Source organism: Kitasatospora sp. NPDC127067, from assembly GCF_042724755.1.
In the GTDB taxonomy this organism is placed as follows: Bacteria; Actinomycetota; Actinomycetes; order Streptomycetales; family Streptomycetaceae; genus Kitasatospora; species Kitasatospora lactacystinica.
This window is the reverse complement of record NZ_JBHXEM010000017.1, coordinates 26230-41963: the sequence shown is the minus strand read 5'-3', so window position 1 is coordinate 41963 and position 15734 is coordinate 26230. Positions and strand designations below refer to the sequence as shown.

At 73.8% G+C, this 15734-nt stretch carries 16 protein-coding genes; 6 read left to right on the top strand and 10 right to left on the bottom strand.

Annotation, left to right across the window (positions count from 1 at the left end; translation table 11 throughout):
- Window positions 1-56: 56 nt before the first annotated feature.
- From ACFWJ4_RS10155 to ACFWJ4_RS10145, 3 genes are all read right to left on the bottom strand, one after another.
- Window positions 57-1343: a sensor histidine kinase gene (locus ACFWJ4_RS10155; protein ID WP_380541487.1), complete on the bottom strand. Its 1287-nt coding sequence runs from the start codon at window positions 1341-1343 to the stop codon at window positions 57-59.
- Window positions 1344-1483: 140 nt separating this feature from the next.
- Window positions 1484-1984 carry a MarR family transcriptional regulator gene (locus tag ACFWJ4_RS10150; RefSeq protein ID WP_359901973.1) on the bottom strand — a complete coding sequence of 167 codons (501 nt, stop codon included), beginning with the start codon at window positions 1982-1984 and terminating at the stop codon, window positions 1484-1486.
- 42 nt (window positions 1985-2026) lie between these two features.
- Window positions 2027-3799, bottom strand: coding sequence for an FUSC family protein (locus tag ACFWJ4_RS10145; protein ID WP_380541484.1), 1773 nt, complete (start codon window positions 3797-3799; stop codon window positions 2027-2029).
- Window positions 3800-3970: 171 nt separating this feature from the next.
- Here ACFWJ4_RS10145 and ACFWJ4_RS10140 point away from each other — a divergent pair, with 171 nt between their 5' ends.
- From ACFWJ4_RS10140 to ACFWJ4_RS10130, 3 genes are all read left to right on the top strand, one after another.
- Window positions 3971-4759 (top strand): alpha/beta fold hydrolase, encoded by a 789-nt coding sequence (locus ACFWJ4_RS10140; protein WP_380541481.1) that lies wholly within the window; start codon window positions 3971-3973, stop codon window positions 4757-4759.
- Window positions 4760-4886: 127 nt separating this feature from the next.
- Window positions 4887-5504 (top strand): RraA family protein, encoded by a 618-nt coding sequence (locus ACFWJ4_RS10135; RefSeq protein WP_380541478.1) that lies wholly within the window; start codon window positions 4887-4889, stop codon window positions 5502-5504.
- Window positions 5505-5813: 309 nt separating this feature from the next.
- The gene (locus ACFWJ4_RS10130) at window positions 5814-6488 is read left to right on the top strand and encodes a Crp/Fnr family transcriptional regulator (RefSeq protein ID WP_030288117.1); all 675 of its coding nucleotides are present in this window, start codon (window positions 5814-5816) and stop codon (window positions 6486-6488) included.
- Window positions 6489-6587: 99 nt separating this feature from the next.
- On the opposite strand, the gene ACFWJ4_RS10125 is transcribed toward ACFWJ4_RS10130, so the two are convergent.
- The 5 genes from ACFWJ4_RS10125 to ACFWJ4_RS10105 all read right to left on the bottom strand — a co-directional run bounded on the left by ACFWJ4_RS10125 (window position 6588) and on the right by ACFWJ4_RS10105 (window position 9299).
- Window positions 6588-7421 carry an MBL fold metallo-hydrolase gene (locus ACFWJ4_RS10125; RefSeq protein ID WP_380541475.1) on the bottom strand — a complete coding sequence of 278 codons (834 nt, stop codon included), beginning with the start codon at window positions 7419-7421 and terminating at the stop codon, window positions 6588-6590.
- A complete protein-coding gene (locus ACFWJ4_RS10120; RefSeq protein ID WP_359905710.1) occupies window positions 7418-7591 on the bottom strand; it encodes a hypothetical protein in 174 nt (57 codons plus the stop codon). Before ACFWJ4_RS10120 ends, ACFWJ4_RS10125 begins: the two co-directional genes overlap by 4 nt.
- Before the next feature lie 103 nt (window positions 7592-7694).
- The gene (locus ACFWJ4_RS10115) at window positions 7695-8561 is read right to left on the bottom strand and encodes an NUDIX hydrolase (RefSeq protein ID WP_380541472.1); all 867 of its coding nucleotides are present in this window, start codon (window positions 8559-8561) and stop codon (window positions 7695-7697) included.
- Window positions 8562-8676: 115 nt separating this feature from the next.
- Entirely contained in the window at window positions 8677-9144 is a 468-nt protein-coding gene (locus ACFWJ4_RS10110; RefSeq protein ID WP_380541469.1) for a RidA family protein, read from the bottom strand.
- Complete coding sequence (locus tag ACFWJ4_RS10105) at window positions 9141-9299, bottom strand: DUF4177 domain-containing protein (RefSeq protein WP_094743074.1); 159 nt, start codon at window positions 9297-9299, stop codon at window positions 9141-9143. The genes ACFWJ4_RS10110 and ACFWJ4_RS10105 overlap by 4 nt, the downstream gene beginning before the upstream one ends.
- Window positions 9300-9543: 244 nt before the next feature.
- On the opposite strand from ACFWJ4_RS10105, the gene ACFWJ4_RS10100 reads away from it, so the two are divergent.
- A complete protein-coding gene (locus ACFWJ4_RS10100; protein ID WP_359905701.1) occupies window positions 9544-10617 on the top strand; it encodes an ArsA-related P-loop ATPase in 1074 nt (357 codons plus the stop codon).
- Window positions 10614-11786, top strand: coding sequence for an ArsA family ATPase (locus ACFWJ4_RS10095; protein ID WP_359905699.1), 1173 nt, complete (start codon window positions 10614-10616; stop codon window positions 11784-11786). The genes ACFWJ4_RS10100 and ACFWJ4_RS10095 overlap by 4 nt, the downstream gene beginning before the upstream one ends.
- Before the next feature lie 47 nt (window positions 11787-11833).
- Here ACFWJ4_RS10095 and ACFWJ4_RS10090 read toward each other — a convergent pair whose 3' ends face one another.
- Window positions 11834-12157 carry a WhiB family transcriptional regulator gene (locus tag ACFWJ4_RS10090; protein ID WP_030240986.1) on the bottom strand — a complete coding sequence of 108 codons (324 nt, stop codon included), beginning with the start codon at window positions 12155-12157 and terminating at the stop codon, window positions 11834-11836.
- A 423-nt stretch (window positions 12158-12580) separates the two neighbouring features.
- Between ACFWJ4_RS10090 and ACFWJ4_RS10085 the strand changes: the two genes are divergently transcribed.
- Complete coding sequence (locus tag ACFWJ4_RS10085) at window positions 12581-14935, top strand: transglycosylase domain-containing protein (RefSeq protein WP_380541466.1); 2355 nt, start codon at window positions 12581-12583, stop codon at window positions 14933-14935.
- A 235-nt stretch (window positions 14936-15170) separates the two neighbouring features.
- Here the strand turns inward: ACFWJ4_RS10085 and ACFWJ4_RS10080 are convergent, their stop codons facing one another.
- Window positions 15171-15623, bottom strand: coding sequence for a GatB/YqeY domain-containing protein (locus ACFWJ4_RS10080; protein WP_359905693.1), 453 nt, complete (start codon window positions 15621-15623; stop codon window positions 15171-15173).
- Window positions 15624-15734 lie beyond the last annotated feature (111 nt).

The following is a 15734-nucleotide window of genomic DNA, read 5'->3' as shown; positions in this document are numbered from 1 at the left end:
GGCGGCCCGGACCCCGGTCAGGCGGCGCGGGCCCGGTCAGGCGGCGCGGACCCCGGTCAGGCGGCGCGGGCGGCCTCCCGGGCGGGCTCGGCCTCGACGACGGCCGTGAGGTGGAACCAGCCCGCTCCGTCCCGCTCGGCGGTCAGCCGGCCGCCTACGGCCCGCAGCCGCTCGGTGAGGTTCCCGATGCCGTGGCCGCCGCCCTCCGGGCCGGGCCCGCCGCCCTCCTCGCGCGGACCGCCGCCCGGTTCGCGTGCCGGAGCACCGCCCGGCTCACCCGGACCGCCGCCCGGTTCGCGCGGCACGCCGTCGTTGGAGACCACCATGCGCACCGTGCCGAGCTCGTCCCGGCCGGCCCGGATCCCGCAGCGCCGGGCCGCGCTGTGCCGCAGCAGGTTGGTGACCGCCTCGCGCAGCACGGTGGCCAGCACCGCGTCGAGTTCGGGCCGTAGCCCCTCGCAGTCCAGTTCGGCCTCGACCCCGATCCCGGCCGCCCGCAGCGCCGAGACCGCCGAACGCGCCTCCCGCGCCAGGGACATCCCGAGGTCGCCGCTGGGGAGCCGGCGGGTGTCCGCCATCGCCTGCCGCACCAGTGCCAGCACCTCGGCGATCTCCGCGCGGGCGCGTTCCGGCTCGTCCGCGGCCAGCCGTTCGGCGAGCTGGCACTTCAGCGCCGCCACCGAGAGGCTGGAACCGAGCAGGTCGTGCAGGTCGCGCGCGAAACGCAGCCGCTCCCGGTCCACCGCGAGCTCGGCCAGCTCGGTCCGGGCCGCCCTCAACTCGGCTGTCAGGTCGGCGAGTCGGGCCACCCCGTAGACCACGATGCCGCCCACGGCGGTGGACACCGACGCATTGACGCACTGGCCGGGGTTCCCGCCCAGCGCCGCGCAGAGCGGGTACTGGGCGGCCACCAGTACGGCGAACAGCACCCAGGAACGCGGCAACGCGACGGTCAGCAGCACCGAACCGGCGAACGACCCGGGGATGCCGACCCACGCCCCGTCGAAGAACAGGAACGGAAGGTAGGTGAGCACCCCGTGGACGACCAGGCTCCACGGCCACCAGCGCCGCGCCAGACGCCACGGACCGGCGTGCCCGATCTGCAGGCCGAGCAGGACCAGCAGCAGCGCGACGGCGGGCAGTTGGTAGGCCAGGCCGTCGTGGTTGCGGACCGTGGCCACCACCGAGGCGGCACAGAAGCCGACGGCGACCATGACCACGATGCCCCGGGTGAGCCGCGCGAGCGGGTCACCGGAGCCGCCGGAGCCACCGAAGCGCCCGAAGCCGCCGGGGTGCTTCGGACGGGAGCGATCGGCGTCGGTTCGGTCCGCGCTGTGGCCCAAGGGGAACTCCCGGTAGACGGCTCGACACACCGCGCGCCCAGCGGGAGCCCGCCGCGCACCCGGCGCCCCCGTACGCCCGCACCCCGAGCATAGTTTCCCGCCGGAGCACCACCGTTGACGCTCCGCCACGGTTCGCCGGCTCAGGCCGGGGTGCGGCCGATCGTCCCCTCAAGGCTGTTCAGCAGGCCGCTGAGGGCCTCGGCGAGCCGGTCCTGCTCGGCGGGGGTGAGTCCGGCCAGCAGGGCGCGGTCGTAGGCGACGAGCTCCTGGATCAGACCGTCCACCAGCGTCCGGCCCTCCTCGGTGAGCGCGAGGTGGGCGACCCGGCGGTCCCGGTCGTCGGTGCGGCGGCTGACCAGGCCGCGCTCCTCCAGCAGCCGCAGGCGCTTGGTGACGGCGGCCCCGGAGGCGAAGCTCTCCCGAGCCAGCTGGGTGGGGGTCAGCTCGCGGTCGAGGCGGAGCAGGGCGCCGAGGATGTCGAACTCGGCGCGGGTGAGGCCGGCCCGGGTGAGCGGGTCGGGGGTCTGCTGGAGCAGCGCGGCGCAGCGGTTGATCCGGCCGAGGACGGCGATCGGACCGGTGTCCAGCCCCGGGTAGGCCCGCTCCCACTGGCGCAGCACACCTGCGACGACGTCCTCCACGTGTGCTGCTCCCGTTCTGCGGCCTGCCGTTCGGCTTCGATCCTAGGGCGTGCCGGTCGCGGCCCCGGCCGTGCCCGTCGCGGCCCGGGCCGTGTCCGGCAGGGCCGGGCCGGGATCGGACAGGCCGTCGCGGCCGCGGTGTTCCAGCAGCGCGGCCAGCAGGTGGTGGGCCTGCTGCTCGGTGGCGGTGGCGCGCTGGTGCGGGACGGCGGGTCGGCGCCACTCGCCGGCGGCGGTGTCGGTGGCCTCGCGCAGCTCCAGCAGGGCCGCGGCGAGGGCGGTACGGGCGGCGAGGGCGTCCGGGGTGCTCACGGCCGCGACGACCTGGACCCCCGGGACGGACGAGGCGGGCGAGGCGGGCGAGGAAGCCAGGACGGACGAGGCGGGCGAGGCGGCGCGGACGGCGGCCGACGCGCGGTGGCCGGCCGCTTCCGCTCCGGCGAGCGCGCGGGTCAGCCGGGCGGCGGTGCGGCGGTTGGTGACCAGCAGGCAGGCCGCGAGGCCGGCGAGCGCCCCGACGCAGGTGTCCAGCCAGCGGTCGGCGATCAGCGCCCCGGCCGGCTGCGGGCCCGCGAACTCCGTCATCAGCAGCGCCATCGGGGTCACGAAGACCGTCGCCAGCCAGTAGCTGCGGGCGATCGTCGCCTCCGCCCCGAACTGGCAGACCAGCCCGAGTCCGATCAGCGCCACCGGGCCGGTGTGCGCGACGGGCAGCGCGGCGGTGAACAGCAGCAGGCCGAGCAGGTTGCCCAGCACCCGCTGCAGCGCGCGCTGCCAGGACAGCGTGCTGTTGGCCTGGAACACCGAGGCCGCGGTGACCACCGCCCAGTACGGCCGGCCGACGCCGAGCGCCAGCGAGACCCACCCGGCGCCGGCGCAGCCGACGGCGACCCGCAGCGCGATCGGCAGCAGCGCCGAGCCGGGCCGCAGCGCCCGCCGGAGCGGCGGTCGGGGGCCGGGACGGCGGACGGAAGGCTCGGCCGCCTCCGCCTCGGTGAGGTCGAGCGTCGGCAGCGGGCGGCCGCGCCGCAGGTCGCGGGCCAGGTCGAGGTAGCGCGCGGCGTCCTCGGGCCGGTCCGGTCCGGCCAGTGCGGCCTCCGCGCGCACCAGCAGCCGCTCGGGTGCGTCGCCGAGGGCTCGCCGCCGGGACGGGGCGGAGAGCGCGAGGCTCTGCCAGGCCGCCTCGACCGCGCCGACCAGGGCGGTTCGGGCGGCGGCGTCCGGCTCCGGCCGGCCGGGCCCGGTCCGTAGCAGCCGGGCGGCGGCCTCCAGGGCGCGGGCGGTGGCGATCCGCTCGGGCCCGTACGGGCGCACCAGGGCCGGGGCCATGCAGACCACCCAGGCCAGCGCGGCGCCGAGCGCGGTGAGCGCCAGGTGCGGCGGGACCTCGGCGAGCCGTTGCGGGAGGAAGGCGCAGCTGGCAGAGGTGAAAGTGATGATCAGACTGCCGGGCGGGCCGATCCGGGCGGCGTCGCAGAGCAGCTTGTGCAGGGCGGCGAGCACCGCCGCCACCGCGACCAGGACTGCGGCGTCGCGGGTCAGTGCGGCGGCGGTGAGGGCGGCGCCGGTGCTGAGCACGGTGCCGAGCAGCACGCCGGCCAGTGTCCGGGCCCGGGCGCGGTAGGGCAGGCCGTGCCCGTACAGCGCGCCCAGGCCGCCGGCCGAGGTGTAGAGGGCGAGGTCGAGCCGGCCGAGGCCGAGCAGGGTGAGGTTGAGCGCGCCGAGGGTGACCACGGCGCTGAGCGCGGGCTTGTGCCAGCCGTCCCCGGCCGGACCGACCCGAAGTGCCTGGCGGAACTGGGCGGTTGTGACCATGTAAAAAGGTTAGCAGGTAATTTACCCGTGAAACATATGCGTCCGGACGCCCCGCCACAGGGATCCGGAGGCTCCGGAGACTCCGGAAGAAAATTTCGGCCGGAGCGATGAGTTCTGCGGCGAACCCCGGTCTACCTCCACGACCGACTCGTACGACAGTAAGGAACACCCATGAGCACCGTGGTCTCCACCGACGGCACCGTCCTCGCCTGCTCCGTCACCGGGTCCGGCCCCGCCGTCGTCCTGGTCGACGGCGCACTGTGCCACCGCGGCATGGGGCCGAGCGCCTCGATCGCCGAACAGCTGGCGGCGCGGCACACCGTGTGGACCTACGACCGGCGCGGTCGCGGCGACAGCGGGGACACCCCGCCCTTCGCGGTGGAGCGCGAGATCGAGGACCTGGCCGCCGTCATCACGGCGGCGGGCGGCTCGGCCCACGTCCTCGCCCACTCCTCCGGCGCCGCACTCGCGCTGCGGGCCGCCGCCGCGGGCACCGGCATCACCCGACTCGCCGTCTACGAGCCGCCGTTCAGCACCGGGGAGGCGCAGAGCGAGCGCTTCCGCCAGTACGTCGCCGAGCTGACGGCGGCGCTCGCCGAGGGGCGCCGCGGGGACGCGGTCGCGGCCCTCATGGTCTACGCCGGGACGCCGGCGGAGATGGTGGACGGGATGCGCGGCGCGCCGGTGTGGCCGCTGTTCGAGGCGGTCGCACCGACCCTGGCGTACGACGCGGCGGCGCTCGGCGACCGGACCGGCGCGGTCGTCCCGGTCGACCTGCTGGCCACGATCGCCGTGCCGACCCTGGTCCTGGACGGCGGTGCCAGCCCGGAGACGCTGCGGGCCCCGGCCCGCGCGGTGGCGGCGGCCGTGCCGGACGCCGAGTACCGGACGCTGGACGGCCAGACCCACGAGGTGTCCGCCGAGGTGCTGGCGCCGGAACTGCTGAAGTTCTACGCCTGACGCGCGGCCCGGGGGCACCGTCCAGTCTTCCGACGATCACCGGCGTCGCCTCTCCGGCGCGCACCCACCCGACGGACGACCAACGACGGACAACCAACGACGGACGACCAACGACGGACGAGGAAGCATGGACGAGGACTTCAAGGACATCCCCACCACCACCCTGGCCGACGTCCTGGGCCGCGCCCAGGTCATGGACGCCGGCCTGCGACCGCTGTGGACGGGCATGCCCCGGGTGGCCGGACCGGCCTTCACCGTGCGGTGCCCGCCCGGCGACAACCTGATGCTGCACGCGGCGATCCACCGGGCCGGGCCCGGCTCGGTGATCGTGGTGGAGTCCGGCGACCTGGACCACGCGCTGGCCGGCGGCAACGTCTGCGCGGTGGCGCAGCGCCGGGGCGTGGCGGCCTTCGTGGCCGACGGCCTGATCCGGGACCTCGCCGAGGTGCGGGAGCTGGCCTTCCCGGTCTTCGCCCGCGGGGTGATCCCGATCCCCGGGGCGAAGGAGCGGCTGGGCACCCACGGCGCCCCGGTGACCTGCGGCGGGGTGTCGGTGGCGGCCGGCGACATCGTGGTGGCCGACGAGGAGGGCGTCGTGGTGGTGCCCGCCGCCGAGCGGGCGCGGGTCCTGGAGGCGGCCCGGGCGAAGCTGGCCAAGGAGGCGGCCGAGACCCTGGACGACTGGGAGGCCGCGCACCGCGCCCGGATCCACCGGGCCCTCGCCGAGCTGGGCTTCACCGGCTGATCGCCCGGCTCCGGTACGGTCCGCCCGGCCCCGGAGCCGGGCGGACCGGCGGCGGGACACGCCCGCACGACGGGGCCCGTTTCCCCGTTCGAATCGAATGGACAAAGGTTCGACCGGCGGCCTCCCCCGGGCTCCCGTCACCGGGTCCGGCCGGTGATCCACCGGTACGAATGGCCCCGCACGGCGCACCTCGGCACACCCCCTCCTCATATGATCGGAGCGACATGCGCCATGCTTGGTGATGCAGAACACTGAACGGAACTTGCGCCGGACGGCCCACACGCCGTACGGCCGAGAAGGAGGAAGCACGTGGACGACGTTCTGCGGCGCGCCGCACTCTTCGCGGCACTCGACGACGAACAGGCCGGCGAGCTGCGCGCTTCCATGACCGAGGTCACCCTCGCCCGTGGGGAGTCGCTGTTCCACGAGGGCGACCCGGGCGACCGGCTGTACGTCGTGGCGGAGGGCAAGGTCAAGCTGCACCGTGCCTCGCCGGACGGCCGCGAGAACATGCTGGCCGTGCTCGGCCCCAGCGAGATGATCGGCGAGCTGTCGCTGTTCGACCCGGGCCCGCGCACCGCGACCGCCAGCGCGCTGACCGAGGTCAAGCTGCTGGGCCTCGGCCACGGCGACCTCCAGCCCTGGCTGCACGCCCGCCCCGAGGTCTCCATCGCGCTGCTGCGGGCCATCGCCCGCCGCCTGCGCCGCACCAACGACGTGATGTCCGACCTGGTCTTCTCCGACGTGCCCGGCCGCGTCGCCAAGGCCCTGCTGGACCTCTCCCGCCGGTTCGGCGTGCAGTCCGAGGAGGGCATCCACGTCGCCCACGACCTCACCCAGGAGGAGCTGGCCCAGCTGGTCGGCGCCTCCCGCGAGACGGTCAACAAGGCGCTCGCCGACTTCGCCGGCCGCGGCTGGCTGAAGCTGGAGGCCCGCGCGGTGGTGCTGCTGGACGTCGAGCGGCTGTCGCGCCGCTCGCGCTGACGCCGGCGAAACGCCGCCGACGCCCGCGAACGCGGAGGGGCCCGTCCGATCCGGACGGGCCCCTCCGCGTTCACCCCCGCAGTTCCAGCGTTCAGGGGATCACTCGGCGCCCGGGATCAGCCCGTGGTCCTCCAGGTAGTCCAGCTGGGCCCGCACCGACAGCTCGGCGGCCGGCCACAGCGCCCGGTCCACGTCGGAGTAGACCCGGGCCACCACCTCGGGCGCGGTCCGGCAGCCCGCCTCGACCGCGGTCTCCACCTGGGCGAGCCGGGAGGCCCGGTGGGCCAGGTAGAAGTCGACGGCGCCCAGCGCGTCCCCGAGCACCGGGCCGTGGCCGGGCAGCACCGTCCGCACGCCGTGCTGGGAGGCCATGGTGTGCAGCCGGCGCAGCGAGTCCAGGTAGTCGCCCAGCCGGCCGTCGGGGTGCGCGACCATCGTGGTGCCGCGGCCGAGCACGGTGTCGCCGGTGAGCACCGCGCCGTCGTCCGGCAGGTGGAAGGTCAGCGAGTCCGAGGTGTGCCCCGGGGTGGCCACCACCCGCAGGTCGAGGCCGCCGACGTCCAGGCGCTGGCCGCCCACCAGGCCTTCCGAGCCCAGCCGGTGCGCCGGGTCCAGGGCCCGCACCTCGGAGCCGGTCAGCTCGGCGAAGCGGGCCGCGCCCTCGGAGTGGTCGGCGTGGCCGTGGGTGAGCAGGGTCAGCGCGATCCGCTTGCCCCGCTCCCGCGCGAGGTCGACCACCCGGCGCAGGTGGCCCTCGTGCAGCGGGCCCGGATCGATCACCACCGCGAGGTCCGAACCGGGCTCGGAGAGCAGCCAGGTGTTGGTGCCGTCCAGCGTCATCGGCGACGGGTTCGGTGCCAGCACGCACAGCGCCCGAGGGGTGGCCTCGCCGCCGACGGCGGCGGCGGGGTCGCCCGGCAGGAGTCCGCTCACCGGCCGCCTCCGCCGTCTCGGTGCAGGGCCCGCAGCGGCAGTGCCCGGACGAGGGCGCGCTGCGCCACTTCGACGAACGGGACCTGGCTCACGCAGGCGGGGTCACGGGGAGTCAGACGGCGGGCGGGCATCTCGGGCGCCGTCCGGCGAGCCACGTCGTTGTGGGTCATCGGGCGTCGGTCCTCTCTCTGCGTCGGTACGGGATGGTCGCGTCCTGCGGGGTGTACGACCCGCAGCCGGTACGGGGCCCGGGAGGCCCCACCGGTGGAACGGTCAGGAGCCCTCGGGGAACTCCCCGTCGATGGTCAGTTCCTGGTAGCCGGGCCAGCGGACCGTCAGGCGGTCGCCGCGGATCTCGGCCCGGCCCAGGACCGGCGTCAGCGGGCGGGCGGCGGCCGCGGCCAGTGCCTCGGCCGCGGTCCGGGCCGAGGACAGCTCGCGCAGCACCGTCACGGTCGGCGGCAGCATGCCGAACCGGCCCTCCCGGTGGCCGCGCACCGCCTCGGCGGGGGTCAGCCAGGCGACCCGGTCGGCCTCGCCGACCTCCAGGGCCGCACGCTGGCCGGCCGGCAGCGCGGCGACGAAGAACCAGGTGTCGTAGCGCCGTTCCTCGAACTCGGGGGTGATCCAGCGGGCCCAGCCGCCCAGCAGGTCGCTGCGCAGCACCAGGCCGTGGTCGCGGAGGAACTCGGCGAAGGACAGCTCGTGCGCCTCCAGCGCGGCCCGCTCGGCGGACCAGTCGCGCGGCACGGCGACGCTGTCGGCGTCCGGGCCGGCCAGCAGCACGCCGGCCTCCTCGAAGGTCTCCCGGACGGCCGCGCAGACCACCGCCCGCGCCGTCCGGGCGTCCACCCCGAGCCGTCGCGCCCATTCCCCGGGCGTCGGCCCGGCCCAGCCCGGCTCGACCTCGGCGTCCCGCGGGTCCACCCCGCCGCCGGGGTAGGCGTACATCCCGGCCGCGAAGGCCATCGAGGTGCGCCTGCGCAGCAGGTAGGCCTCCGGCCCCCCGGCGGCGTCGCGCAGCAGCACGACGGTCGCGGCGGGCCTGGGCACCGGCGGGGTCACCGCGCCGGATGCGACCGCCCGGATCCGGGCGGGCCAGCCGGGCGGCATCGGGAGCGTCGTCGCTCGATGGTCCATGCCCGGATGCTAGGGCGTGCCCGGCGATTCCCGCCAGGCTCACGGATCGATCGGACACACTCCGGCCACACGGGGGCGGGGCCGGACAGTCCCGGCCCCGCCCCCGCGATCACGTTCAGACGGTCTTGACGCGCACCACGAGCTCGACCTCGACCGGGGCGTCCAGCGGCAGCACCGCGACGCCGACGGCGCTGCGGGCGTGCACGCCCGCGTCGCCCAGCACCTTGCCGAGCAGCTCGCTGGCGCCGTTGACGACGGCCGGGACACCGATGAAGTCGGGGGCGGCGGCGACGAAGCCGACGACCTTGACGACCCGCTCGATCCGGTCGAGGTCGCCGATCACGGACTTCACGGCGGCCAGGGCGTTCAGCCCGCAGATCTGCGCGAGGTCCTTGGCCTCCTCCGGGGAGACCTCGGCACCGACCTTGCCGGTGGTCGGCAGCTTGCCGCCGACCACCGGGAGCTGGCCGGAGGTGAACACGAGGTCGCCGGAGTGCACGGCCGGCACGTAGGCGGCGACCGGGGCGGCCACCGGAGGCAGGGTCAGACCCAGCTCGGCGAGCTTCTCCTCGACCTTGCTCATGCGTTCTTCTCCCGCTTGAAGTAGGCCACCAGCTGCTCCGGGTTCGGGCCGGGCACGACCTGGACGAGCTCCCAGCCGTCCTCGCCGAAGTTGTCCAGGATCTGCTTGGTGGCGTGCACCAGCAGGGGCGCCGTCATGTATTCCCACTTGGTCATGGCCAGACTCTAGACGAGCCGTCGCGGTGATCCGCTCCGACGGCCGCGAGGCGTGTGAGGTGGGGCACAAAGAGGGCATGATCCGGCCTGACGGCCCAGGTGCTCCGGGCATCCGGTGCGCTCCCTGGTTACCCTCGCGAGAGGGCACCCTGGTGAAGGGCACCCCCGTCGGGAGGGGACCCTGGTGAGGGGCACCCTCGTCAGGAGGGGACGCCCGTAGGACGGAGACGGACGGAGACGGAGCGTGGCACGCACCCCCGGCCAGGCGGCCCGGCGCGACCCCGACTGGGAGGGCGTCCGGCTGCACGTGGTCAGCGGCAAGGGCGGCACCGGGAAGACCACGCTGGCCGCGGCGCTGGCCCTGGCGCTCGCCGCCGACGGCGGACGGGTGCTGCTGATCGAGGTCGAGGGCCGGCAGGGCATCGCCGAGCTGTTCGGGATCGCCGCGCTGCCGTACGAGGAGCGCCGGATCGCCTCGGTCTCCCGCGCCCAGCTGGGGCTGGCCGCCGGTGGGGGCGGGCCCGGCGAGGTCTTCGCGCTGGCGATCGACACCGAGCTGGCGCTGCTGGAGTACCTGGAGATGTTCTACAAGCTCGGCCGGGCCGGGAAGGCGCTCCAGAAGGTCGGCTTCGTCGACTTCGCCACCACCATCGCGCCCGGTGTGCGGGACGTCCTGCTCACCGGCAAGGCCTGCGAGGCGACCAGGCGCAAGGACCCGGACGGCCGGCGGCGCTACGACGCGGTGGTCATGGACGCCCCGCCGACCGGGCGGCTGACCAGGTTCCTGAACGTCAACGCGGAGGTCGCCGGGCTGGCCCGGATCGGCCCGATACACACCCAGGCGCAGGCCGTGATGCGGGTGCTGAAGTCGCCGGAGACCGCGGTGCACCTGGTCACCCTGCTGGAGGAGATGCCGGTGCAGGAGACGGTCGACGGCATCGGGGAGCTGCGCGAGGCGAAGCTCCCGGTGGGCGGGGTGATGGTCAACATGGTCCGGCCGCCGGTGCTGGACGCGGCGGCGGTGGCCGCGGTGGACGGGGACCACCGCGAGGAGGTCGCCGTGGCGCTCGGCGAGGCCGGGCTCGGCGGCCGCACGCGCGCCGCGGAGAAGGTCCGGGCGGCGGTGGAGCCGCTGATCGACCCCCTGCTGGCGCAGGCCAGGGAGCACGCCGAGCGGGTCGAGCTGGAGCGCGCGCAGCGCGCCGACATCCAGCAGCTGCGGCTCCCGACGTACGAACTGCCGCTGCTGGGCGAGGGCGTGGACCTCGGCGGACTGTACCGGCTGGCGGGCGAACTGAAGCGGCAGGGGGCGGCATGACCTCGAACAGCGGGGTGCGGAGCACCGGGCGGCGACTCGCGGTGGACGAGCTGATCGACGACCCGAAGACCAGGATCATCGTCTGCTGCGGCTCCGGCGGCGTCGGCAAGACCACCACCGCCGCGGCGCTCGGCCTGCGGGCGGCCGAGCGCGGCCGCAAGGTCGTGGTGCTGACCATCGACCCGGCCCGCCGGCTCGCCCAGTCGATGGGCCTGACCGAGCTCGACAACACCCCCCGGGTGGTCAAGGGGGTCACCGGCGACGGCGAGCTCCAGGCCATGATGCTGGACATGAAGCGGACCTTCGACGAGGTCGTGCTGGCCCACGCCGAGCCCGAGCGGGCCAAGGCGATCATGGAGAACCCCTTCTACCAGTCCCTGTCGGCCGGCTTCGCGGGCACGCAGGAGTACATGGCGATGGAGAAGCTCGGGCAGCTGCGCGCCGCCGAGGAGTGGGACCTGATCGTCGTGGACACCCCGCCGTCCCGCTCGGCACTGGACTTCCTGGACGCGCCCAACCGGCTCGGGTCCTTCCTGGACGGCCGGGTGATCCGGATCCTCACCGCCCCGGCCAAGGTCGGCGGGCGCAGCGCAATGCGCTTCCTGAACGTCGGGATGGGACTGCTCACCGGCACCCTGGGCAAGATCTTCGGTGCTCAGCTGCTGACCGACGTGCAGACCTTCGTCAGCGCGATGGACTCGATGTTCGGCGGCTTCCGGGAGCGCGCGGACCGTACGTACCAGCTGCTCAAGGCGCCGGGCACGGCGTTCCTGGTGGTGGCCGCGCCGGAGCGGGACGCGCTGCGCGAGGCGGCGTACTTCGTGGACCGGCTGGCCGCGGACCGGATGCCGCTGGCCGGGCTGGTGCTCAACCGGGTGCACGACACGGGGGCACCGCAGCTCACCGCGGAGCGGGCGCTGGCGGCCGCCGAGGCCCTGGAGGAGAACGGCTCGGAGCACGCCTCGCCCGCTGCGGAACTGCTCGCGGCCGGGCTGCTGCGACTGCACGCCGAACGGATGCAGATCATGGGGCGCGAACGCCGCACCCGCGACCGCTTCGTCTCGGTGTACCCGGACGTGCCGATCGTGGAGGTGCCGGCGCTGCCGGGCGACGTGCACGACCTGGACGGGCTCCGGGCCATCGGGGACCGGCTCAACGGCGCGGTGTAGCCCGTGCCCGAGAGCCGACCGGCCCGGACCGCGCGGTGCGGCCGGGCTCAGCCCGCCTGGGCGTAGTCCGTCAGTATCACTCCGGTCGCGAGGGACTCCTCGTACTCGGTGCGTGCCGTCTCCAGCAGCCTCCGCCACGAGATGACGGTCGGGCGGCGGCGCAGCAGCGCACGGCGCTCGCGCTCCGTCATCCCGCCCCACACCCCGAACTCCACCCGGTTGTCCAGGGCGTCCGCGAGGCACTCCGTCCGGACGGGGCAGCCGCTGCACACCGCCTTCGCGCGGTTCTGCGCCGCCCCCTGGACGAACAGTTCGTCCGGATCACTCGTGCGGCAGGCGGCCTGCGCACTCCAGTCGTCAACCCAGCCCATGCCGGCGCCGTCCTCTCCCGTTTCGAGGCTCCCCCACGGCGGCAACGGCATATTCACCGTTGCCAGTTGAGGACGTTACGGAAGAACGACAGCTTGCAACAGCCCCTTCGGGCTCAATCTCGAATGACCCGATTGGACTATGGGTATCGATCAGCTCACTCGTTGGAGTGATCGCAGGTCGCACGCCTTGCCAAAAGCGGAGCCCGCACTCTCGCCACAGGAGTCACCACGGAGCGTGACTGAACACACGGGTACAGCAGGCCACAGCTGCCTCAAAACCCGGCCATCACGGGGCATTTCGGGCAAGTCTCCTCGCCCACAAGAGTGAGCGATGTTGACGCACCGAAGCTGTCGCAAGCTTGTGACAAGCCTAGGCGAACGCCTGCCGCTGTGTGCGGGAATCCGCGACGTAGGGTTCTCCCCATGGCACCGAAGCGCCCACAGGCACCCCAGCCCCCAGGCAACACCGGAGCTCCGCGCGGCAGGACCGGCGGATCACCGTTGGAGCACGCCGGCAACGGCGTGAAGTTCCTGGGCGTCAGCGTGCTCTCCGGAGTCCTGCTGGCCGGACTCGCCCTGCCCGCCGTCGGCGCCATCGGGCTGACCGCCAAGGACACGGCGGAGAGCTTCGACAACATCCCGGACGACTTCAAGACCCCGCCGCTCACCCAGGCCACCCAGATCTTCGACGCCAAGGGCGGGCTGATCGCCAAGGTCTACGAGCGCGACCGCACGGTTCTGACCGCCGATCAGATGTCGCCCTTCATGCGCCACGCCCAGGTGGACATCGAGGACGCCCGCTTCTACGAGCACGGCGCCGTCGACCTCAAGGGCATCCTCCGCGCGGTCAGCAAGAACGCGGAGAGCGGCACCGCCTCCCAGGGCGCCTCCACGCTGACCCAGCAGTACGTGAAGAACGTCAACGTGGAGAAGGCCGGCGACGACCAGGCGGCCGTCCTGGAGGCCCAGCGCAAGACCCTGGGCCGCAAGATCCAGGAGCTCAAGGTCGCCATAAAGCTGGAGGAGGACCTGTCCAAGGACCAGATCCTCACCAACTACCTCAACATCACCTTCTACGGCCACCAGGCCTACGGGGTCGAGGCCGCCTCCCAGCGCTACTTCAGCAAGAGCAACAAGGACCTGACCGTCGCCGAGGCCGCCACCCTGGCCGGCATGGTGCAGAACCCGTCGTCCTACGACCCGGTGCGCTACCCCGAGAACACGGTCAAGCGCCGCAACGTCGTGATCGACAAGATGCTGGAGAACAAGCACATCACCGCCGACCAGGCGAAGGAGGCGAAGGCCGCCCCGCTGGGCCTGAAGTACAAGGACCCGCAGAACGGCTGCATCACCGCCCAGGCCGGCATGGGCTTCTTCTGCGACTACGTCCGCCACGTGGTCAAGCAGGACCCGGCCTTCGGCAAGAACGCCGACGAGCGCAAGAAGGTGTGGAACACCGGCGGCCTGAACATCTACACCACGCTGGACCCGGACAAGCAGGCCGCCGCGCAGAACGCCGTCACCAAGAAGGTCAACGTGACCGACACGGTGTCGGCCGCCGCGACCATGATGGAGCCGGGCAGCGGCAAGATCCTGGCGATGGCCCAGACCCGCCCGTACGGCCTGGACCCGAACAAGAACCAGACCGTCGTCAACCTCAACGTGGACGCCGCGATGGGCGGCGGCAACGGCTTCCAGACCGGTTCGACCTTCAAGCCGATCCTGGCCGCGGCCGCGCTGGAGTCGGGCATGTCGAACACCCAGGCGTTCCCGTCCGAGAACAAGATCGAGTACCCGCAGATGTCCACCTGCTCGGGCACCTGGAAGAACACCGTCAAGCCCAAGGAGACGGTGAAGAACGAGCAGGACAGCGAGGTCGGGCCGTACCAGCTGAAGGAGGCCATGGCCCGCTCGGTCAACACCTACTTCGTGCAGATGGAGCAGCAGGTCGGCCTCTGCGCGATGAAGCAGATGGCGAACAAGCTGGGCATCACCCAGTCCGCCAAGGGCGACGCCTTCCAGGAGGTGCCCTCGATGGTCCTCGGCACCCTGGAGCTCTCCCCGCTGACCATGGCGAACGTCTACGCGACCTTCGCCGCCCGCGGCAAGTACTGCACCCCGATCGCGATCAACAAGATCACCACGGTGGACGGCAAGGACATCCCCGTCCCGCAGTCCCAGTGCAGCCAGGCCTTCTCCGAGCAGACCGCGGACTCGCTCAACGCCGTCCTGCTCAACGTGACCGAGAAGGGCACCGCGGCCGCCCTGACCATGGACGACGGCCGCAAGATCGCCGGCAAGACCGGTACCACCGACGAGAAGAAGGCCGCCTGGTTCAGCGGCTACACCCCGTCGCTGGCCGCCGCGGTCTGGCTCGGCGGCCCGGCCGGCGGCGTCAAGATGAAGAACATCACCATCGGCGGCAAGTACTACCCCGAGGTGTTCGGCGCCGACGGCCCCGGCCCGATCTGGGCGATGGCGATGAACCAGGCACTCAAGGGAACGCCGCTGGAGCCGATCCAGACCGCCAACATCCCGGACCCGCAGCCGGCCACTCCCCCGGCGGGCGCCACCGCACCGGCCACCGACCCGAACGCCCCGCAGCCCGGCGGCAACCCCCCGCCGCCGCAGCAGGGCGGCAACCCCGGCCAGCCCGGCGGCCAGCCCGGCGGGCTCCCCGGTGGACTGCCCGGCGGCTTCCCCGGCGGGTTCACCTTCCCGCCCTTCCCCGGCAACGGGAACGGCGGCCGGCACGGCGGCGGCAACGGGAACGGCTGACCCGTCCCGGGCCGCGAACGGCCGACACGCCGAAGGGGCGCCCTCCAGTGCGGAGGGCGCCCCTTCGGTGTGTTGCCGGGGTGGCGCATGACCGGGGCGGCGCGTCACCGGGGCGGCGCGTCACCGGGGCGGCACGTCACCGGGGCGGCACGTCACCTGGGGGCGTCACCTGGACGACGGGACGGGACCGGCGGACCGGCGGACCGGCGCCCACGGGGGCGTCCGGGCACCCGGCTCAGGCCAGGGCGGCCTTCACGGCCGCGGCGACCCGGCCGCCCTCGGCCAGGCCGTCGACCTTGGGCTTCACCAGCTTCATGACGGCGCCCATCCCCTGCGGGCCGCTCGCACCGCTCTCGGCCACGGCGGCCGCCACGATCGCGGCCAGTTCCTCGTCGGAGAGCTGCTTGGGCAGGTAGGTCGCCAGCACCTCGCCCTCGGCCCGCTCCCGGGCCGCCTGCTCCGTCCGGCCCGCCGTGTCGAAGGCCTCGGCCGCCTCCCGGCGCTTCTTCGCCTCGCGGCCGATCACCTTCAGCACATCGGCGTCGGACAGCTCGCGCTTCTGCTTGCCCGCCACCTCCTCGCTGGTGACGGCGGCCAGCGTGAGCCGGATGGTGGACGCGCGCAGCTCGTCCCGGTCCTTGATGGCAGCCGTGAGGTTCTCGTGCAGCTGCTCCTTGAGCGTTGTCATTTCCTCTTCTTATCCTTCGGCTGTGGGTGGGCTCAACCGGGTTTCCCCGGGCGTCCACCGGGGTTTCCGCAGTTGAACGAGTATCCCCCGAGAACCCCGGCCGGCATCCCC